Raw genomic sequence first — 19,256 nt, 5'->3', positions numbered from 1 at the left:
TCAATCCTCCCTTGCGACGGTTGGCGGCGTCACTGCGCGGCCAGCTCCATCACCTTCACTTGAGTTGCGTCCGCCCGATCCAGGAACCCCGTGACCCGTCCTTCGTGCATCACCATGATGCGGTCGCTCATGCCGAGCACTTCGGGCATTTCCGACGAGATCATGATGACGGCGACGCCGTTGCGCGCCATTTCGGTGACGAGACGATGGATCTCCGCCTTGGCGCCGACATCGATGCCGCGCGTCGGCTCGTCCAGGATGAGAATGCGGGGATTGGTGAGCATCCACCGGCCGATCAGCGCCTTCTGCTGATTGCCGCCGGAGAGATTTTCGATGCGTTCGTCGAGGTTCGGCGTCTTGACGCGCAGCTTTCTCGCCATTTCCTCGCAGGCCTCTTCGATCGCACCCTCCTGCACGAAGCCGCCGCGCACGAACTTGTCGTGCAGCACCGCCACCTGCATGTTCTCGAGCACGCTGAGGATGAGAAGACAGCCCGTATCCTTTCGGTCTTCGGTCAGGAACGCCATCCCGTGGCGGATCGCTGCCGCCGGCGAAGCGATCTCGGTTCTCTTGCCGAAAAGCTCGATCGTGCCGGACGACGCGGGCGTGACGCCGAAGATGGTCTCGGCGACGTTGGAACGACCCGAGCCAACCAGCCCGGCGACGCCGAGGATTTCGCCGGCCCTGACATCGAAGGAAACGTTGGAGAAGACGCCGTCGAGGCTGAGATCCTTGACCGAGAGCACGGTCTCGCCGATCGGCACCTCCTCCTTCGGGAACATCTGCGTGATCTCGCGGCCGACCATCATGCGGATGATGTCGTCACGGGTCACGTCGCTGGAGGCGTGCGTGCCGATATATTTGCCGTCGCGGAACACCGAAAACTCGTCGGCAATCTCGAACAGCTCGTTCATCTTGTGGGTGATGTAGACGATGCCGATGCCCTGGGCGCGAAGATCGCGGATGATCTGGAAGAGATGCGCCACTTCGCGCTCCGTCAGCGCCGAAGTCGGCTCGTCCATGATCAGCACATCGGAATTATAGGAGACCGCCTTGGCGATCTCGACCATCTGGCGGCTCGCGACCGAGAGCTCGCGCACCTGGATTTCCGGATCGATCGAAATGTTGAGCCGCCGGAAAAGCTCCTCGGTCTTGCGGCTCATTTCTGCATGATCGACAAAGCCGAGGCGGTTCTTGGGTTCGCGCCGTATCCAGATATTCTCCGCGACCGTCATGAAGGGCATCAGGTTCAATTCCTGATGGATCATGGCGATGCCGTTTTCCAACGCATCGAGCGGCGATTTCAGCCGGATTTCGACGCCCTTGAGGCGCACTTCGCCTTGATCGGGAATATAGATGCCGGCAAGGATCTTCATCAGTGTCGACTTGCCCGCGCCGTTTTCACCCATCAGCGCATGCACCGTTCCACGCTTCAGGCGGAAGGAAACGTCGTCGAGGGCGATCACGCCGGGAAATTCCTTGCGGATGCCTTCCGCGCTCAGCAGATAGGCGGCATTGGGAACAACGCCGCTGGCGCGCACCGCCGCCATCGTGGATGGGCTCACAACCATTTTTCCCTCCCGGGCAGATCGGATTTCAAAGGATGCGGGCATTCGAGCCCGCATCCGTCGATCGTCATGCGATCAGTTCTTCTTGACGAAGTCCTTGACGTTTGCAGGCGTCACGAGCTGGAAGGGAATGTACACCTTCTTGTCGATCTTATCGCCCTTGGCGAGCTTCAGCGCGGCATCGACTGCGCCCTTGCCCTGGCCCGCTGCATCCTGGAACACGGTGACCTTCAGGTCGCCGGCCTGCATGGCGGCAAGCGCGTCCTGCGTGGCATCGACCCCGGCAACGACAATCTTGTCGAGAGACTTGCCGGAAGCCTTCAGCGCCTGGATGGCGCCGATCGCCATTTCGTCGTTGTTGGAGATGACGGCATCGAATTCGACACCGCTGGAGAGCCAGTTGCTCATCAGGTCGGCGCCCTGCGTACGCTGCCAGTTGGCGGTCTGTTCCTGAACGATCTGGATGCCCTTGCACTCGTCCGTCGCAACGACGTCATGGACGTCCTTGGTGCGCATGCGGGCGGCCTGGTTGGAAAGTTCGCCCATCATGATGACGGCCTTGCCCTTGCCACCCAGCAGACGGCAGACTTCCTTGGCTTCCAGCGTACCGGATTCCTGCTCGTTGGAGGCGACGAAGGCCTGGTTGTCCGGAAGGCTGTCGACGTTGGCCGGCTCGCGGTTGACATAGACGAGCGGGATCTTGGCATCGGCGGCGAGCTTGGAAATTGCGGCCGTCGCGTCGGTATCGACCGGGTTCACGATGATGGCATCGACCTTACTGGCGATGAAGTTCTGGATCTGGCTTTGCTGCTTGGCAATGTCGTTCTGCGCGTCTTCGACCTGCAGCGTCACGCCCTTGTCCTTGGCATAATCCTGCATGCCGTTGCGCAGAACGGTCAGAAAGTTGTCGTCGAAGAGAGCCATCGAAACGCCGATGGTTTGGGCGTGGGCAGCGGTCGACAGCAGAAGGGCCATCGCGGAGCCAAGGATAAATTTCTTCATGTTTTCCTCCCAGATACGGTGCCCGGCCACACCCCTCCTGAATGCCGGAGCCCCCAGCCTCGGCTGCGGAGCCTCTATTCAATTCGGCTGCCACTCCCATGGCGGCCATACTGAAAAACGGAACAAACAAACCGTAAAATTCATTATGCGGAATATTCATTCCATTTTTCGGAACAAAGGTCAACAGCAAATTCTGGCCGCGTCGCTCAAGCCGGCAAAGGACGAGTTTTCTTGCCGCCACTGCTGCAAGAGCCGACAACCAAACCTACATACGGGCACCCGGCACGATGGAACGGTTATTCCATCGACACGGGAACGGAATAGAATGCTGATGACAAACCGGCCGCCCCACGGCCTACAACGGAGAACACACATGCCCTCGATGTACAGTTTCTCGGTCCCCGTCTTTCAACGCGGCCTGCAAAACCTCTCGGCCTATCTCGACAAGATCGAAGCCCATGCCGCGGAGAAAGGCATTTCGGCCGAAGAACTCGTTTCCGCGCGCTTGATCGACGACATGCTGCCGCTCTCCGGCCAGTATCAGCGCGCCTCCGATACGGCGAAGCTCACCATTGCCCGGCTCGCCGGCATCGATGCCCCGCGCTTTGAGGACAACGAGACGACCGTCGCGGACCTGCGCGAGCGCCTGAAGAAAACGCAGGATTTCCTGGCAACGGTCACGCCGGCCACCATGGAAGGCAGCGACACACGCGAAGTGACGATCTCGCCCGGCGGCAACAAGGTGGTCTTCAAGGGCGAGGATTATCTGGCGAAATTCGCGCTGCCGAATTTCTTCTTCCACGTCACCACGGCGCACGACATTCTGCGCAGCCGTGGCCTGGCTGTGGGCAAGACGAACTATCTCGGATCGTTTGCCTAAAGCATGTCGCGCAAAACTGCGCAGCGGTTTTCCGTCCGGAATTAAGTAAAGGCAGACGACAGAAACCACTCAGGGCCGGAGCGAAACCGGCCCTCTTTCCGTCAGCTCCGTATAGGCAAGCGTCTGGTCCAGATGCTCCGCCCGCATCGAGAGGAGTTTTTCCGCATAGGCTAGCCTTGTCGCCGTATAGGCGCCGTCCTCGGCGACGTTCGAAAGCTCCGCCGGGTCCTTCACAAGATCGAAGAGCAGCGGCGGAAGCCCGGCGCAATGGACGTATTTGAAGCGCTCGTCGCGCACGACGGCCAGATTGCAGGCACTGGACCGCAAGCCGAAATGCCGCTCTGGAATGCCCTCGGCGATATCGCGAAAATCGAATTCCCAGAAGGCCGCGTCGCGCCAGCCTTCCGGTTCGGAACCGGAGAGGAACGGCAGCAAGCTGTCGCCATCGACATGATTTGCCGGCACTATGCCGAGCCGGTCGCACAGGCTCGGGAAAATATCAGCGGCACTGGTGAAGCGCTCCACCTGCCGGCCACGCGTAGCGCTCTGACGGGGATCGCGAATGACCAGCGGAACATGATAGCTGCCGTCGAAGAAGCCGCCCTTGCCGAGCATCCAGTGATCGCCTATCATTTCGGCATGGTCGGAGGTGAAGACGATGACGGTATCGTCCCACGCGCCCGCATCCTTCAACGCCTGCCAGATGCGGCCAAGCTGCGCGTCGACCTCGGCGATCATGCCGTAATAGATGGCGCGGATTGCCGCGAAATCCTGAGACGTCCACTCGCTGATCGAACCTTTGCCGCCATACATGAAACCGCCCTTGCCGATTAGCGGTAGGCCGAAGGCGAGCAATGGATGCAGCGTCATTTCCGCTTCGAGATCGACCGCACGCGCAAAAGCCGGACCATCAGCAGCCGAGAACATGCGGTTATAGGGTTCCGGCACCGAAAAGGGTGGGTGCGGCCGCAGGAAGGACACATGCGCGAACCAGGGCTGATCCTGCTCTCCGAGCCAGCGGATGAATTCGCCGGCCAGAAAAGCCGTCTGCGTCTCGTCCTTGGAATAGGCGGGCGCATTGTTGGAAATCTCGCCGGGCTCGGCACCAACAGGAATATGGATATCGCGGCTGACGGCATCGGCATGGCCACGCGACCGTAGCCAGGACAGCCACTGTTTCTCATGTTCGGGCAGAAGCTGCCGCGGCGTGAAGCCCGGCAGCACGCCTTCATAGGTCGTCAGATGCGGATCATGAGGATCGCGGTCGCGCGGATCGGGCGCCGTGTCGGTATAGCCGAACAGCGTCGGATCGTAGCCGGCCCTCCGCGCCGCAAGCGCGACATTATCGAAACGGGCATCGAGCGGCGAACCATTGCGGCAAACGCGATGGTTCATCTGGTAAAGGCCGGTATAGAGCGTCGCGCGAGCTGGTGAGCAAGGCGCGGCACCCGCATAATGCCGCCGGAACAGCACGCCTTCCTGGGCAAGCGCATCGACATTCGGCGTCTTCACGCATTCATGGCCGACGGCGGAGAGGCAATCCCCCCGCCATTGGTCGGCAGAAATCAGTAGGATATTCGGGCGCTTGCCCGAATTGCCCGAGGCGCGCTCAGTGCTGGTTGGACTTGGCATGCCAGTTCCACGCGGATTGGATGATCTCGGTCAGATCATATTGCGGCGACCAGCCGAGAATATCGCGGGCCTTGTCGTTGTTGGCGACGAGCGTCGTCGAATCGCCTTCGCGCCGGCCGACATATTCGACCGGGAACGGCCGCTTCGACACGGTCTCGATCGTGCCGAGCAGCTCCTTCACCGTCGTCCCCGTGCCCGTGCCGAGGTTGAGCGCAACGGATTCGCCGCCGCGCAGAAGATATTCAACAGCGCGGACATGGGCGTCGGCCAGATCGAGCACATGGATATAGTCGCGCACGCAGGTGCCGTCGCGCGTGTCGTAATCGCTGCCGAAGACCTTAAAGCCCTGGCGGCGGCCGAGCGCCGCATCGATCGCAAGCGGGATCGCGTGGGTTTCCGGCGTATGCCACTCACCAATACGGCCCTCGAAATCGGCGCCGGCGGCATTGAAATAGCGCAGCACGACGGAGCGCAGACCCTTGTACTGGTCATAATCGGCCAGCGCCTGCTCGACGATGTATTTCGTGCGGCCGTAAGGGTTGATCGGCACCTGCTGGTGGCTCTCGTCGAGCGGCACGCTCTGCGGCAGGCCGTAGGTCGCGCAGGTCGAGGAAAAGACGAAGGCCTTAACGCCCGCTGCCTGGGCTGCCGAAAGCAGAGTCAGCGTGCCGATAACATTGTTTTCATAGAAGGAAACGGGGTCCTTGACCGACTCACCCACTTCGATCAGCGCGGCAAAATGCAGGATCGCGGCGGGCTTGTGCTTGGCAAGGACTTCATCGAGGCGCGCCCGATCGCGGATATCGCCCTCTTCCGCCGGACCCCATTTGACGAACTCACGATGTCCATTGGAGAAATTGTCGTAGACGACGGGCTGAAAGCCCTTGTTCGCCAGATCCAGACATGTGTGCGAACCGATATAGCCGGCTCCGCCTACCACAAGCACCGTTTCTCCTGCCATGACCACCTCTTCTCGACCACAAGGATTTGCCGCGCGAAAGCGGCGGACCGGTTCGATCCGACGCGTACACTTAGAGAGCTGTAGCCGACTTGCAAGGCGGGAGAAAGGAGCAAGATTGGTAGCATCAGGAATGGATGGAGGCGAAAGAACTAAGCCGGCTTCGTCTCCGCCTTGCCGGCGTGAAAGAGAATTCCGGCAAGCGCCAGAACCGGCGGCAACAAGAAACAAGCCATGCCAACAAGCAGGAAAAGGGCTGCCGCCAGCGCGCAGCCGAGCGCAAAGCCGCCGACGGCCGCTCCCATGCGACCAAGCCGCGCTTTCATGGCGGCCTTCTCTTCCGGTTTGGCGCCGCGCAGCAGGTCGGCAATATCGATCATGATCTGCGTCGTCGTGCCCGTCATCATCGTCGTCGGCGGCGTCGAGCCAAGATGGATGCGGTGCGCCGTCGTCTGAATGGCCATGGCAGCGACGAGCATCATGCCGGTCAGCAGCGCCTGCCAGCCATCCCCGGCACCGAACGGGCCGAAGCGCATCGCCAGGATCGCCGCGAGCACGAGCAATAGCAATTTCAGCGTCAGGATGATCTGCAACGTCGGCAGATTGCGCCGTGAGAGATCACCGCCGACGAGACGGGCGAGAATGACAACGGCACAGAAAACCGGCAGCGCCAGAAGCTTGGCAAGAGCGCCTGAGGTTCCCAAGGCCAGTGAAGTGCCAAGCGTGACGAAATTGCCCGTGACATGCGCCGTGAACAGACCATGCAGGGCAAGAAATCCGGCGGTGTCGACATAACCGCCATTGATGCTGAGAAGGGTAGGCAGGCTCGGCTTCATCGGCTCCTCACGCGCTTCGATCGTCTCCGACCTTATCGCGCTGAATGGCCTGCGATGTCGAGCAGCTATTACTCGGCTGTGCCGACTTGCGGGCGATTAAGGAATTGCTGAGCTTGGCCGATCCGGATCGACGCAAAACCTGCCGCCTGCGGTTTCCTACTCGCCGCGGTCGGCTTCCAGTGCGGCAATTTCGTCAGACAGCTCCAGAATCCGCTGCCGGAGTTCCGCTTCCGTGCCGTCATCCACCTCGCCGTCGCCAAAACAATAGCGGGCTATATGCAGCTCAAGCTTGGCTTCAAGCTCGTCGCGCTGGGTGCGTAGATGTTTAAGATAGCTGTTTCGCATCGCGAACCACGCTTTCCGAGAAAATGGGTCTCACCCTAATAAATAGGTTTGGGACCAGAAAGTTTCGATAGGTATCCTATGTATCTCCGCCGAAGCTGAAGCGCAGAGTGCGACATGGCCGCACTTCCAGGCCATTGCAAAGCACCGGACTGGTCATCACATTCATGCGACCCGCACCTGAAATGATCCTGAAGGCGAATATTAGGCGCTGACACGAGCTTTGGATTTGGGCTAATTCAGGTGGATTGTTCGAGGTATGTTGTGTTGAACGAAAAAATTGCCGTCATTGGTCTCGGTTATGTAGGTCTGCCCGTCGCGATCGCGCTCGCCGAAAAATTCCATAATGTGGTCGGTTTCGACATAAAGACCTCCCGGGTCGCCGCGCTGAAGGCGGGCGAAGACGATACCCGCGAGGTTTCGCCCGAACGGCTGAAGTCAAGCGGGCTGCGGATCACAGGCGAAATTGAAGATCTGCGGGATCGCGATTTCTTCATCGTCGCCGTACCGACGCCGATCGACCGCAATCGCCAGCCGGATCTCAGGCCGATGATCTCGGCCTCGCGCACGGTCGGCAAGGTTTTGCGCAAAGGTTCGATCGTCGTCTACGAATCCACAGTCTATCCCGGTGTCACCGAAGAAGTCTGCGGCCCGGTGCTGGCGGAGGTTTCCGGCCTGCAGCAGGGCATCGACTTCCATGTCGGCTATTCGCCGGAGCGCATCAACCCCGGCGACAAGGAGCATACCTTCGAACGCATCGTGAAGGTGGTCGCCGGCGATAACGAGGAAACGCTGGAGAAGATCGCCGCCGTCTACGGCGCCGTCGTCGAGGCCGGCATCCATCGCGCCTCCAGCATCAAAGTCGCCGAAGCTGCCAAGGTGATCGAAAACACCCAGCGTGACCTCAACATCGCGTTGATGAACGAGCTTTCGATCATTTTTGAGAAGATGGATATCCGCACGGCCGACGTGCTGAAGGCGGCAAGGACGAAATGGAATTTCCTGCCCTTCACGCCAGGCCTGGTCGGCGGCCACTGCATCGGCGTCGATCCCTATTACCTGACGGCCAAGGCCGAAGAGCTAGGCTATCACCCGGAAGTCATCCTGTCCGGCCGCCGCATCAATGACGGCATGGGCGCCTTCATCGCCCAGAAGCTCATCAAGATGCTGGTCGCGGCGAAAAAGCCGATCAACGGCGCCCGCATCGGCATTTTTGGCCTGACCTTCAAGGAAAACGTGCCCGACCTGCGCAACAGCCGCGTGCCCGATATTATCAGTGAACTGCACCAATTCGGCCTGGAACCGCTGGTGCACGACCCGATGGCAAGCCACGCGGAGGCCGAAGAGGAATATGGCATACGCCTGAGAGAGCTGAAGGATTTCGGCAAGCTCGACGCCCTCGTCCTTGCCGTTCCCCACAAATCCTATCTGGCCGAAGGAGCAGCCGGAATCCTCGATCTCCTGAGCGAAAACGGCGTCGTCGTCGACGTGAAAGCGGCCCTTGACCGGACCAATCCCCTGCTGACGGGTCACTCGGTCTGGAGTCTCTAGGAGCGGACCGACGCTCCAACCCCGGCGAGCGTTGCCGCCAGCCCCTCTTCGACCGAATGGGGCGGCGACCAGCCAGTGACCGCCTTGGTCTCGCCGATGTCGACCTGCAGCGATCCAAGCAGCCGCTGCGCGGCGGCCCTGCGGCCGAGAAGCGCGGCAAGCCCTTCCAGCAATGCCGGCGGCACCGGCAGCATCCAGGCCTTGCGTCCGGCAGCCGCGGCCAGTCTGGCAATCAACTGACCGATCGAAAGATCCTCGCCGTCGCTGACCAGGAAGACGCGATTGCCGGCGGAGGGATGGCGAGCACAAAGCAACATGAAATCGACGAGATTGCCGACGAAGACGAGGGATCTGCGGTTTCGAACCGCCCCGAACGGCCAGGGAAACGGCCGGGCGGACCATTTCATCAGGCTTGCGAAATTCGCTTTCACGCCGGGACCATAGACAAGCGGCGGCCGGATGATGACGATCTCCATGCCGGTTTCCGCTGATATCGCGAGCAGAGCCTCCTCCGCCTCGAGCTTCGAACGGCCATAGGCATCTTCCGGATGCGGCGCATCCGAAGCCCTGAATGGCCTTCCCGCAGCCGTTGCCTCACCATTGACCTTGATGGAACTCAGAAAGACGAAACGCCCGACGCCGGCCCTTGCCGCCTGTCGCGCCAGATTGACCGTGGCGTCCACGTTGACGGCGCGAAATTCGGCCAGCGGATCGACGGCATTTTCCTTCATCACATGGACGCGGGCGGCCAGATGCATGACCACATCGACGCCGGCAAGAGCCTCCGACCAATCCGTGGCGCCGTCGATCGTCCCGATGGCGACGAAGCCGGGCCGGGGATCGCGGCTCGCCGGGCGATGAGCCAACTGCCGCCGAGAAAGCTCGGCAGACAAGGCCTGCCCGACAAAACCCGTCGCACCCGTCACCAGGATCATATGATCGACCCGCCTCCGTTCATTCATACCAATCATTGCTGCAATCATGCTTTGCACGGGATATCCACGCGGAACAAGGGCTGGGAATCTTATCCGCAGCGGTTGTGCTTAAATTCGCGATATGAGATGCACAGGGCATCAAGACCTTCATCGCCCTCGACCCGGCGACGATGCAACAGCAAGAGACGATGCCCTATACGATCGCCAAGCGCCTTTTCGATTTTCTCGCTGCTCTTGCCGCGACCATCGTCTTTTTCATTCCGATCCTGACCGTCGCCATTGCCGTGCGCCTGACCTCGCCGGGCCCGATCCTCTATTGGTCGGACAGGGTCGGACGCAAGAACCGCATCTTCCGCATGCCGAAATTCCGCAGCATGCGCACCGATACGCCCGCCGTCGCGACTCACCTGCTGAAAGACCCGAAGATCTATCTGACGCCGATCGGTTCCTTCCTGCGCAAGTCGAGCCTCGACGAACTGCCGCAGCTCTGGTGCATCCTGAAGGGCGAGATGAGCATTATCGGCCCGCGCCCTGCCCTCTTCAATCAGCATGATCTGATCGCGCTTCGCACCGAACGCGGCGTCGACGTGCTGCTACCGGGCCTGACCGGCTGGGCGCAGGTCAACGGCCGCGACGAACTGCCGATCCCCGAGAAAGTGGCGCTGGACGAAGACTACCTGCGCCGTCGCTCCTTCCTTTTCGATCTCAAGATTATCATCCTGACGGCCCTGAAAGTCGTCCGGCGCGACGGAGTGGCCCATTAGCCAGCATCCGGCGAAAACGACGTGGCCGGGGTGCCGGGATGGGAAAAATGCCGTATTCCTGCCCCTTTGCGGCCATAGGGGCCGTTCCGAGGGCTGGGAATGCCGGTAATCAACCGACTGTGAATGAAGGCGGAAGACGACATTGGACGACTCGCGCATGAACAAACCGCATGCTGATCTCGCAGCCACACCGATCGGCGTCACCAAGGCCACAGGCAGCCTGAAGAGACCCGTGGCCATCATCGGCGGCCTGCTCTGGCTGCTCGTCGCCTCGCCGACCGTGCTTGAAAGCGATGCCTATCGCTATGCCACCGCACTTCTGTCCCTGATCGCTCTCTATTATTACATGAAGGCGCCGATCAGGCCACGTACGGACTGGATCGGCTGGCTCTGCATGGGGTGGGCCGTCTATGTCATGGCGCGCTTCTTCATCACCTTCTGGCTGACGCCGCAGCACGATATCGGCGCTTCCGACTGGCTCTACGCCTTCCCGTTCTTCTTCCCCATCATGGGTGTCGCTTTCCTGCTCTACGAGGAGCTGATGGAGAAGATCGTCGCCGCCTATTTCGGCGTAGTCCTCATCATGCTCGTTGCCACACAGCACCTGCGCGAGGTATTTGCCGGCGAAACCATCCGCCCGCTGATCATGAACAACCAGATCCACGGCGCCGTCGCCTGCGGCATGATCGTCATCTTCACGCTGTTCTGGCTGCTGCACTATCTGACGGACAAATCCAGCGACCGCAAGATCGCCCGCTTCGCCTATGTCGTTTCGCCCTTCATCTTCGCGCTCTGTTTTATCGCCATCTACGGCGCCAAATCGAAAGGCGTCTGGCTGGCGCTCGGCATCACCCTGCCGCTGCTGGCGCTCGTCACGCTGACCTATCTGCGCCTGAAGAGCGGCGTCATCATCGTCGTCGCCGTAGCCGCCCTGTTGGTCGCCGGCATCTATGGCGTCAGGCACAACCTCGACAAGACAGCCGGGCCAACCGTTTCGGCAGCCTTCACCATGGTTGAGAACGTGTTCGAGGGCCATGAGATGGGCGGCGTGGTCACAAACGCCATCAGCTCCACCAATACGCCCGTTTCGATGGACGAACGCCTGCAACTCTGGTCGAACAGCTGGGAAGTCTTCTCTTCCGCCCCGCTCTTCGGCTGGGGCAACCGCTGGCTGGAGCACTGGGCCGAGACGCGCTATTCGCATGTCCAGTACACGCTGCTGCACAACGGCTATCTGGAGATCCTCGTGCGCTACGGCCTGTTCGGCGCCGCCGTGATGTCCCTGATGCTCGGTATCTTCATCCGCGCCGTCTGGCGCGCCCGCAAGGCAGGCATCATCCCGCGCGCCGCCTGGCACGCCTATATCCTCTGCCTGTTCTTCTTCTCGCTGACGCTGCTCAGCAACTCCAACAACCGCCTGGCCATCGGCGAAAGCCTGGCCTTCGCCTCCTCCGCCTTCGCCTGCTGGTGCCACATGCGGCTCAAGGGGGAGTATTTGGTGATGGGTCGGCCACGGTAGCTTGCACCGTTGCTCTGCCGTGGCCGACCTGACTGGTTAGGTGAAATCATTGCCTCATGTCCGAGGAATGCTTCACCGCCGTACAATCGATGAGCAAATTACTGATGTGTTCATTGGTTGCATGAGGTAGTTCATGATCATGATCAGGCGTTGATTGTTGCCATGCGCCCTTCATTCTCCAGCCAACGTTGGGCGAGATCGGAAATCGTCCTTTCCGCCTCGGCAATCATCTTGGAATACCTGTCATTCTCGAAGCCCCAGAGGGTCGATGCGACGTCCTCTCTGTGGCCAACCAGGAAGGGAAGGGCAACGACGATCACCAAGTTGTCGCTGCTTTCGAGATATCGGTCGATAGCATTACGATCCACATCCGTATTTTCCGGGTCCCAATGTGCCAGCAAATCCAGAGCGTGCTTGTTGTAAATATTGAAGACGGTACTCGTCATATGGTCCAACCTGACAAACGTCATGCCTTTCCATACCTCCACATCTAACACACGTGTATTGGGATGAACTGAAGCAATTACCCCTGAGAAGATATCCCATCTAGTCGTTTGGCCGAGATACTCTAGGACGATCTCAATCTTATCTTTGTGTCCTTCATGGAACAGCACGTCGTCCTCAAGGACAGTCAATTGAGACATCCCCCGCGCCAGGGCATTACGAGCGAGAGCGGAATAGCTCGCCCCACAACCCAGCCAGCCTCTTACATTGCGAACACCATCGAAAATTGCACAGCTTTCAGGTCTTTCGGCCAGGAATACACGACGCCGATCGATTGTCTCAGGCATTGAAAGAGCGACCAACGCGCTATCCCGATCAAGATAAATTTCTCCATCGAGCAATTTTTTCATGGGCAACGAACCGATATTTGCCAGGAAACGGTCCATCATAAACGTGAAGCGAGTTGAGCTTAGCTCAGCCGACTTCCGAACTGCAGCATCGATCGTCGCATGCTCACTGATAATAGCGTGCGCCGCTTCAAGCATCGCTTCGATTGAACCTTGCTCGAAGAATCGAACGGCTTCCCCTAGTTCTGGATAGTCCTGCTGGTCCTGCGAACTCTCCGACAACACAGGAACACCTAGCGAGAGGCATTCTTGTATGCGTGGCATCTCCAGCAGAGCATTCTCGTAATAGTGAATATTGATCACGGCGCGCGCTTTGCGAATTAAGCGATGCATATCGTCACCGAAGGCATCATTGCAGAGCTTTACCGAAAAATGCTGCTTGAGAGCTTCAAGCATGGGGCTTCGCCTCGGCGAACTGTAATAGTCGCCGTAGAAGATGAAATCATATTCCTTTTGGGAGAGATCTATTGGTTCCGGTGGTTTCAACGATGTGCCTATCGGCAGATAGTTCACATGCGGATAGGCTATACCGTTGCTCGCTAGAAATTCTATATTGACGGTCGCATATTCGAGAACCGCCAACGAGTTCTCCAAAACCGCTAGATAGTCGGGGGTAAACCAGCGAGAGCTGACGGATTGCTCAAGTTGAAAAATGATGCGCTTCTCGCCGGGTGGCAACCGCTTGAACATCTGCGCACAAAGCACGATGTAAAGATCGTGATCGAAGGCCTTTGGAGCCTCCATCATGATTTCCGTGGCGATACCATGCCGTTCCAGACGCTCGGCAATACATTTTGCGATGAAAAGCGTGTGCGGGGTCGTTATGATCCCCCAAATACGGCCATTGGATCGCTGCAATCGGCCACGGATCTGTTCGAGTTTTGCCTGCCTGCGATAGTGAGTTATCCTGCTCAACAGGCCCTTCATATCGCCTCTGAGCAAATATCTAAAAGCGTTAACGGCTCGGCTGAGCAACGGTCGCAGATGGGTCGAAAGCCTAAGCATCTTGCTGAAAACGCGCCTGGCAACGCGAAGCGGCCTAGTCAGCTTCCACGAGGAAGAATTTAGGATGGCTGCGTAACGCTGCTCCACATCGGCATTATGCTGCTCCAGTGTGTCTTTCAAACGTCGCTCTGCATCAAGACTCGCTTGAAGTTTCGAAATCTCCGCAACTTGGTTGCGGAGATGATCAAGTTCGTCGTCTCGCCACGCGACTTCCTTGGTCCAGGATTGCACCAACTCTGTGTCGTTGAGCGGTTGCTCTAGAAGGCCAACCTCCATTGTCCCCGTCTCATCATCGGAGGCCAAGGCAAGCAAGTAGAGCGGCTCGTATACCCCTTGAGCGGCCTTCAGCTCATCCGACTTGAGAAGATAGCTTCGTGCGGACGACGCGCCCTCTGTTGGAAGGAGTAAAGATCCGTAGCAAACTCTCTGTGAGAAATATCTAATATTTCTAAAATATCTCCCCATAAGTTCACGAAACTCTTCTTCGTAGAGTTCTTTGACATGAAATTCGTTTTTATATTCGCGAAGATCAGAATAATACTTTCTATCGGGACTCGAGATTAAAAGCTTCCCGCCTGGCCGCAAGACGCGCTTGAACTCTCGAAATGTTTCATCGTGCTTGTCGTGATGCTCCAGAGTTTCGAAGCTTACAATCAAATCAATGCTATTATCTGGACACGGGATCGCGGCACATTCCCCCACTCGGAATGTAAGATTAGGTCGCTGATATTTAAGATTAGCATGCTCGACGGCATCAACCGCAATGTCGACACCGATTACCTCAGCCGCGTGGCGCGAGAGAAGGTCGCTCCCATAGCCCTCGCCGCTAGCTATATCAAGAACTACCTTATCCTTTGCGAGCTCGGCTGCACTCAGGTAGCGATGCAAGTGTTCAACGACAATATTCCCGGAGACTTCCGGTAAAAATCGTTCGCCGGTGAATTTCATTGAACGCTTCAAATCAGACATATCACGCTTCCACCCAAAGGCTGACGTTCGACATAGGAACGCCGACCAAGCCAGTTGCAACCATCGAGGTTTCGGATTTTATTGCCATAGCATCATGAATCCAGTGATGCTGGACGTGTACGTCCTGATTTCCATCTGCAATTGCAACACCGATAGAATAATCTCCCGCGGGCAGAATTGGCATACGGAAGGTAAACTCGGCCACCAGCATCTCACCAGTCGCGCAGAACGAGCCGCGATCGATCGTTGTCAAATAGGTATTGTCGCCAAACAAGGTTTGTCCAAGCCTATCCTTCAACATGAAGCCAATGATCGGTGATGTGAGATCTGCATAGGCTTTCGCTTCAACACGTACAACCACATACTCGCCGCCAACTATCCAACTCAGCGGTTTTCCCGATCTGTTGCGCAAAGTTACATTGACTATCTCGGCATGCTTTCTTCCAAAATTTTCACCATTCGAATTAAACTTGAAAACCTGCAGATCATTTCTGAGATTGGACGCATTGAGAAAGGCCAACCGGCTATCGACAGTCGCTTCCATCTCCGCGTCTTCCGTAACACTCTCCATTTCTTCCGAAACGGTTGAAGTCGTCACCGGCGGCACACCACCTTCTGAATAATAGGCCTCCAGATAACGATTACAGACATCCTTTGGTACGCCATCCATAACGACGGCACCCTTGTCCAACCAAATCGCCCGCGTGCAGAGTCCACGAACGGCCGCAGTGTCATGGCTTACGAAGATGATGCTTCCTCGCTTTATAAAGTCATGCAGAAAACGCATGCATTTCTGCGTGAAAAAAGCATCCCCAACAGAAAGCGCCTCATCTATAACCAGCAAATCCGCATCGATATGAGCTATGACTGCAAATGCTAGGCGCACATACATGCCGCTGGAGTACGTCTTTACCGGCTGGTTGATAAAATCGCCGATATCCGCAAAACTTACGATCGCATCATAGCGATCCTTGATCTGCTGGTCCGTCAGTCCGAGCAACGAAGCATTGAGAAAAACATTCTCGCGTCCGGTGAACTCGGGATTGAATCCCGAACCTAGCTCGAGCAGAGCACCTATGCGTCCGATGGTAGCCACGTCTCCCGAGGTCGGGTTTAATGTTCCGCAAATCATCTGCAATAGCGTAGACTTGCCGCTGCCGTTACGACCGATGATACCAACCGTCTCGCCCTTCCTGATGGTGAAGGAAACGTCGTTCAACGCCCAAAATTCGCGAAAATATTGACGCCGTCTAAGCCCTAGCAGCGAGCATACACGCGGCACAATCATCTGCTTGAGGCGATCACGAGGATTATCATAAATGTGATAGCATTTGGAAAGCGCGCTTGCGGCAATCACTGTGTCAGAGGACATCGGCGAAGCCCTTGCGTGTTTTCTGGAACCAAGCAAACCCCAGCCAAGCCACGATGGCAGATCCGAGAAGTTCGAGCCAGTAGTATGTTAGGTCAGTCGGCTGCCTCCAAAAAAGGATCTGTCGCATCTGCTCGATCACCGTTGCCAAAGGGTTCAGTAACACAATGGACTGAAACCTCTCTGGCAACGCGGAGATAGGATAGAAAATCGGTGAAAGGAACATCGTCACCGTTACGACGATGCTGACGAGTTGGCTCACATCCCTGATATAGACACCAAGGGAAGCAAGGCACCATGACAACCCCATGATAAAAAGTACAAGCGGAAGAATAACAAGCGGAAGCATAAGTAAATATGGCGAAGGAATACCAAAAAGAAATATAAATGCGACAATCCACACAGAAAGACTGATAAGAGCATTCACCAATGCAACAAAAATATTTACCCATGGCAATATTTCCAATGGAAATATCACTTTCTTAACATAATTGCCATTACTGACAATCGTAGCGGGTGCCTTAGATACACACTCGGAGAATATATTGAAAACGATTAGCCCGAGAAACAGCAACAAAGCGAACTCGGTTTTGGAATCACCTCCACCGCCCCAACGCGCTTTAAAGATGACACTGAATACGAATGTGTAGACAACCAACATCAACAGCGGATTGAAGAGCGCCCACAAGATACCAAAAATCGACCCCCGGTATCGAGCCGCCATATCCCGTCGCACAAGAGTAACGACAAGATGCCGATGAATGTAAAGACTGCGAATCGCCGCGACAGGGTGTATTGGATATTTATTCATAACTGATGACACATCTTTCGGCCGTTTATCGCAGATTTATAGCCCGCTTGGTTAGAACGTCAGTATCTTTAATGGAACAAAGAACCAGCGCCCTTAGACAGGTAGCGAGCCATTCAGACCAGCGCGACCACAGGCTAGATCGAACCCGAACGCGAAAATAAAAAATCGGCAGTTTTATGACAGAATACGCAGATTCGCTCAAAATCACAGATCCATATCAAAACCTTGCTGGCCCGAAGTTGCTTTTGTTTTCCGCGTTAAGGTATAGCCTTACCCGGTGTCCCCCATAAGATGAAGAGCGACGGATGTCCACTGAAACATGATGCATTTCACCATCCGCCATAAGCAGCAGCTTATAAGCGTTCCATGTTCTGCCCTGTTTCAATGCGAATGACACCGGCGCTTACAAAACTTCGAAACTTTCATTGACTTCTCCTCTTTTGCTCACCGGATCGTAAGTGGAAGATTCCGGTTTCAATGGCTTCATTTAGAAGGCGCATAGCATGTCAAATACGTATGGGAATACGATTCCCACCCACGTGCCCTAATGCAATCTTGCTTTATCAATCGCCACGGATGACATGATGACGACCGATAGCACCGAAGATCCGTACCAAGAGCGCGCGGCACTCCTCTCAGTTTGCATTGTCACCTATCGTCCCGAACTCGCGGGTCTCCGCGAAACACTTGAAAGCCTGAGAGCTGCAATCGCGCGCCTCGAGGGAACGAATACAAGCATCACGATAGTCGATAATTCTATGGATGGCTCCCTTGCCGGATGGCTGTCCGACAAATTCGGCGATCTTTCCGTTCACCTCCTGGAAGGGCACGGAAATATCGGCTTTGCCCGTGCGAACAACATGGCATTGGACGATGTCGGCGACCTTCACCTCGTGCTCAATCCAGACGTGGTCTTGAGCCCCGACTGTCTTGCAAATGCCCTGCATTTCCTGGATCGGCATCCGGAATGCGGACTATTGACCCCTTTGGCGATGGGAACAGATGGCACGCGCCAATATCTGTGCAAGCGCTATCCCTCCCTCTTCGATCTGGCACTAAGAGGGTTTGGGCCAAAATGGTTGCGCCGGCTTTTCAGGAAGCGGCTCGACCGCTATCAGATGACGGATATGTCCGACGTGGACGCCTTCTGGGACCCGCCGATCGTCAGCGGGTGCTTTATGCTCTTTCGTGGCGCCATTTTCCGAAAGCTCTCCGGCTTTGATCCTCGCTATTTCCTTTATTTCGAGGACTTTGATCTATCTTTGCGCACGCGAGACATGGCACGCATCGCCTTCGTTCCGACGGCGAGAATAGTCCATGGCGGCGGCGACGCCGCTCGTAAGGGTCTGTGGCATATCAAGCAATTTGTGCGCTCGGGCTATACCTTCTATCGAACATTCGGCTTGAAACTGCTTTGACACCCGCGATTGCCGACATGCCTCGCGATAAAGTGCTTCATATCATGCGCCGGCATCGCCAAACCAAAGCCTGGCGAAGACCGGACGGATATGGGTGTCTTCATTCGAACACTTCGGCATCGGCTAGCAAAGGCTGTCGCTGGTCTTTGGGGGAGAGCGTCGGCTCACCGTTGAGCCTCCAGTCGATGCCGATCTGCGGATCGTCCCAGCGAATGCCGCGGTCGCTCTCCGGGGCATAGTAGTTGGTGGTCTTGTACACAAACTCGACATGGTCGTTCAGCGTCAGGAAGCCATGGGCGAATCCCTCGGGTATCCAAAGCTGGCGCTTGTTTTCGGCCGACAGGAGAACACCGACCCACTGCCCGAAGGTCGGAGACGATTTGCGGATGTCGACCGCGACATCATAGACTTCACCGACCACGACACGCACCAGCTTGGCCTGCGCATGCGGCGGCAGCTGATAATGGAGACCGCGCAGCACGCCCTTTCCCGACCGGCTGTGATTGTCCTGCACGAAGTCGACGCTTCGTCCGACTGCGGCTTCGAACTTGAGCGCGCTGAAGCTTTCGAAGAAGAAGCCGCGATCGTCGGCAAATACCGTCGGCTCGATGATCTTGACGTCGGGGATGGCGGTATCGATGGCTTTCATTCGTCGTCCTGCTCGGATTGTTCGCACGGGAGATGTGGCGCTGGCGCGCGCCGCGATCGTTAGAATATCTGCTCGCGCAATATCCCCAGGAGATATTGCCCATAGGCGTTCTTCTTCAGCGGATGCGCCAGCGCCTCGACGTCAGATGCGCTGATCCAGCCGCTGCGATAGGCAATCTCCTCGGGGCAGGCGACCTT

The 19,256-nt window shown here is 57.2% G+C and carries 16 protein-coding genes; 5 read left to right on the top strand and 11 right to left on the bottom strand.

Features of this window, described 5'->3' with window-relative positions; translation table 11 throughout:
- Window positions 1-29 precede the first annotated feature (29 nt).
- Both BJ928_RS28415 and BJ928_RS28410 read right to left on the bottom strand, forming a co-directional pair.
- Window positions 30-1,571, bottom strand: coding sequence for a sugar ABC transporter ATP-binding protein (locus BJ928_RS28415; protein ID WP_047634412.1), 1,542 nt, complete (start codon window positions 1,569-1,571; stop codon window positions 30-32).
- 72 nt (window positions 1,572-1,643) lie between these two features.
- A complete protein-coding gene (locus BJ928_RS28410; RefSeq protein WP_047634413.1) occupies window positions 1,644-2,570 on the bottom strand; it encodes a sugar ABC transporter substrate-binding protein in 927 nt (308 codons plus the stop codon).
- 373 nt (window positions 2,571-2,943) lie between these two features.
- Here BJ928_RS28410 and BJ928_RS28405 point away from each other — a divergent pair, with 373 nt between their 5' ends.
- Complete coding sequence (locus BJ928_RS28405) at window positions 2,944-3,450, top strand: DUF1993 domain-containing protein (RefSeq protein ID WP_047634414.1); 507 nt, start codon at window positions 2,944-2,946, stop codon at window positions 3,448-3,450.
- Between the two features lie 69 nt (window positions 3,451-3,519).
- On the opposite strand, the gene BJ928_RS28400 is transcribed toward BJ928_RS28405, so the two are convergent.
- From BJ928_RS28400 to BJ928_RS28385, 4 genes are all read right to left on the bottom strand, one after another.
- Window positions 3,520-5,082 carry an alkaline phosphatase family protein gene (locus BJ928_RS28400; protein ID WP_047634415.1) on the bottom strand — a complete coding sequence of 521 codons (1,563 nt, stop codon included), beginning with the start codon at window positions 5,080-5,082 and terminating at the stop codon, window positions 3,520-3,522.
- Window positions 5,060-6,043: a UDP-glucose 4-epimerase GalE gene (galE, locus tag BJ928_RS28395; protein ID WP_047634416.1), complete on the bottom strand. Its 984-nt coding sequence runs from the start codon at window positions 6,041-6,043 to the stop codon at window positions 5,060-5,062. The genes BJ928_RS28400 and galE overlap by 23 nt, the downstream gene beginning before the upstream one ends.
- Window positions 6,044-6,192: 149 nt before the next feature.
- A complete protein-coding gene (locus BJ928_RS28390; protein ID WP_047634417.1) occupies window positions 6,193-6,876 on the bottom strand; it encodes a DUF1275 family protein in 684 nt (227 codons plus the stop codon).
- A 156-nt stretch (window positions 6,877-7,032) separates the two neighbouring features.
- Window positions 7,033-7,221 carry a hypothetical protein gene (locus tag BJ928_RS28385; RefSeq protein WP_047634419.1) on the bottom strand — a complete coding sequence of 63 codons (189 nt, stop codon included), beginning with the start codon at window positions 7,219-7,221 and terminating at the stop codon, window positions 7,033-7,035.
- A gap of 261 nt (window positions 7,222-7,482) precedes the next feature.
- Between BJ928_RS28385 and BJ928_RS28380 the strand changes: the two genes are divergently transcribed.
- Window positions 7,483-8,769 carry a nucleotide sugar dehydrogenase gene (locus BJ928_RS28380; RefSeq protein ID WP_047634420.1) on the top strand — a complete coding sequence of 429 codons (1,287 nt, stop codon included), beginning with the start codon at window positions 7,483-7,485 and terminating at the stop codon, window positions 8,767-8,769.
- Here BJ928_RS28380 and BJ928_RS28375 read toward each other — a convergent pair.
- Entirely contained in the window at window positions 8,766-9,740 is a 975-nt protein-coding gene (locus BJ928_RS28375) for an SDR family oxidoreductase (RefSeq protein ID WP_348628260.1), read from the bottom strand. The genes BJ928_RS28380 and BJ928_RS28375 overlap by 4 nt on opposite strands.
- A 152-nt stretch (window positions 9,741-9,892) precedes the next feature.
- Between BJ928_RS28375 and BJ928_RS28370 the strand changes: the two genes are divergently transcribed.
- Both BJ928_RS28370 and BJ928_RS28365 read left to right on the top strand, forming a co-directional pair.
- A complete protein-coding gene (locus tag BJ928_RS28370; RefSeq protein WP_047634421.1) occupies window positions 9,893-10,468 on the top strand; it encodes a sugar transferase in 576 nt (191 codons plus the stop codon).
- A gap of 157 nt (window positions 10,469-10,625) precedes the next feature.
- Window positions 10,626-11,987, top strand: coding sequence for an O-antigen ligase family protein (locus tag BJ928_RS28365; RefSeq protein ID WP_047634437.1), 1,362 nt, complete (start codon window positions 10,626-10,628; stop codon window positions 11,985-11,987).
- Window positions 11,988-12,130: 143 nt separating this feature from the next.
- On the opposite strand, the gene BJ928_RS28360 is transcribed toward BJ928_RS28365, so the two are convergent.
- From BJ928_RS28360 to BJ928_RS28350, 3 genes are read right to left on the bottom strand one after another with little or no spacing between them, the layout of a single operon-like run.
- Window positions 12,131-14,812 (bottom strand): class I SAM-dependent methyltransferase, encoded by a 2,682-nt coding sequence (locus BJ928_RS28360; protein WP_082011953.1) that lies wholly within the window; start codon window positions 14,810-14,812, stop codon window positions 12,131-12,133.
- 1 nt (window position 14,813) lies between these two features.
- Window positions 14,814-16,184 carry an ABC transporter ATP-binding protein gene (locus BJ928_RS28355; RefSeq protein WP_047634422.1) on the bottom strand — a complete coding sequence of 457 codons (1,371 nt, stop codon included), beginning with the start codon at window positions 16,182-16,184 and terminating at the stop codon, window positions 14,814-14,816.
- Complete coding sequence (locus BJ928_RS28350; protein ID WP_047634423.1) at window positions 16,174-16,992, bottom strand: ABC transporter permease; 819 nt, start codon at window positions 16,990-16,992, stop codon at window positions 16,174-16,176. Before BJ928_RS28350 ends, BJ928_RS28355 begins: the two co-directional genes overlap by 11 nt.
- A 581-nt stretch (window positions 16,993-17,573) precedes the next feature.
- On the opposite strand from BJ928_RS28350, the gene BJ928_RS28340 reads away from it, so the two are divergent.
- On the top strand, window positions 17,574-18,410 hold the full coding sequence (locus BJ928_RS28340; RefSeq protein WP_047634424.1) for a glycosyltransferase family 2 protein: 837 nt from the start codon (window positions 17,574-17,576) through the stop codon (window positions 18,408-18,410).
- A 100-nt stretch (window positions 18,411-18,510) separates the two neighbouring features.
- Here the strand turns inward: BJ928_RS28340 and rfbC are convergent, their stop codons facing one another.
- The gene (gene rfbC, locus BJ928_RS28335) at window positions 18,511-19,059 is read right to left on the bottom strand and encodes a dTDP-4-dehydrorhamnose 3,5-epimerase (RefSeq protein WP_047634425.1); all 549 of its coding nucleotides are present in this window, start codon (window positions 19,057-19,059) and stop codon (window positions 18,511-18,513) included.
- Window positions 19,060-19,256 lie beyond the last annotated feature (197 nt).

The sequence above is a fragment of the Rhizobium sp. WW_1 genome, from assembly GCF_003610155.1.
Taxonomy (GTDB): domain Bacteria; phylum Pseudomonadota; class Alphaproteobacteria; order Rhizobiales; family Rhizobiaceae; genus Rhizobium; species Rhizobium tropici_A.
This window is presented reverse-complemented; position numbering and strand designations above follow the sequence as displayed.

Excerpts from the sequence above, each read along its gene's own strand:
- BJ928_RS28415 (WP_047634412.1), bottom strand. The coding sequence starts at position 1,571 with ATGGTTGTGAGCCCATCCACGATGGCGGCGGTGCGCGCCAGCGGCGTT.
- BJ928_RS28410 (WP_047634413.1), bottom strand. The coding sequence starts at position 2,570 with ATGAAGAAATTTATCCTTGGCTCCGCGATGGCCCTTCTGCTGTCGACC.
- BJ928_RS28405 (WP_047634414.1), top strand. The coding sequence starts at position 2,944 with ATGCCCTCGATGTACAGTTTCTCGGTCCCCGTCTTTCAACGCGGCCTG.
- BJ928_RS28400 (WP_047634415.1), bottom strand. The coding sequence starts at position 5,082 with ATGCCAAGTCCAACCAGCACTGAGCGCGCCTCGGGCAATTCGGGCAAG.
- galE (WP_047634416.1), bottom strand. The coding sequence starts at position 6,043 with ATGGCAGGAGAAACGGTGCTTGTGGTAGGCGGAGCCGGCTATATCGGT.
- BJ928_RS28390 (WP_047634417.1), bottom strand. The coding sequence starts at position 6,876 with ATGAAGCCGAGCCTGCCTACCCTTCTCAGCATCAATGGCGGTTATGTC.
- BJ928_RS28385 (WP_047634419.1), bottom strand. The coding sequence starts at position 7,221 with ATGCGAAACAGCTATCTTAAACATCTACGCACCCAGCGCGACGAGCTT.
- BJ928_RS28375 (WP_348628260.1), bottom strand. The coding sequence starts at position 9,740 with ATGATTGGTATGAATGAACGGAGGCGGGTCGATCATATGATCCTGGTG.
- BJ928_RS28370 (WP_047634421.1), top strand. The coding sequence starts at position 9,893 with ATGCCCTATACGATCGCCAAGCGCCTTTTCGATTTTCTCGCTGCTCTT.
- BJ928_RS28365 (WP_047634437.1), top strand. The coding sequence starts at position 10,626 with ATGAACAAACCGCATGCTGATCTCGCAGCCACACCGATCGGCGTCACC.
- BJ928_RS28360 (WP_082011953.1), bottom strand. The coding sequence starts at position 14,812 with ATGTCTGATTTGAAGCGTTCAATGAAATTCACCGGCGAACGATTTTTA.
- BJ928_RS28355 (WP_047634422.1), bottom strand. The coding sequence starts at position 16,184 with ATGTCCTCTGACACAGTGATTGCCGCAAGCGCGCTTTCCAAATGCTAT.
- BJ928_RS28350 (WP_047634423.1), bottom strand. The coding sequence starts at position 16,992 with ATGAATAAATATCCAATACACCCTGTCGCGGCGATTCGCAGTCTTTAC.
- BJ928_RS28340 (WP_047634424.1), top strand. The coding sequence starts at position 17,574 with ATGATGACGACCGATAGCACCGAAGATCCGTACCAAGAGCGCGCGGCA.
- rfbC (WP_047634425.1), bottom strand. The coding sequence starts at position 19,059 with ATGAAAGCCATCGATACCGCCATCCCCGACGTCAAGATCATCGAGCCG.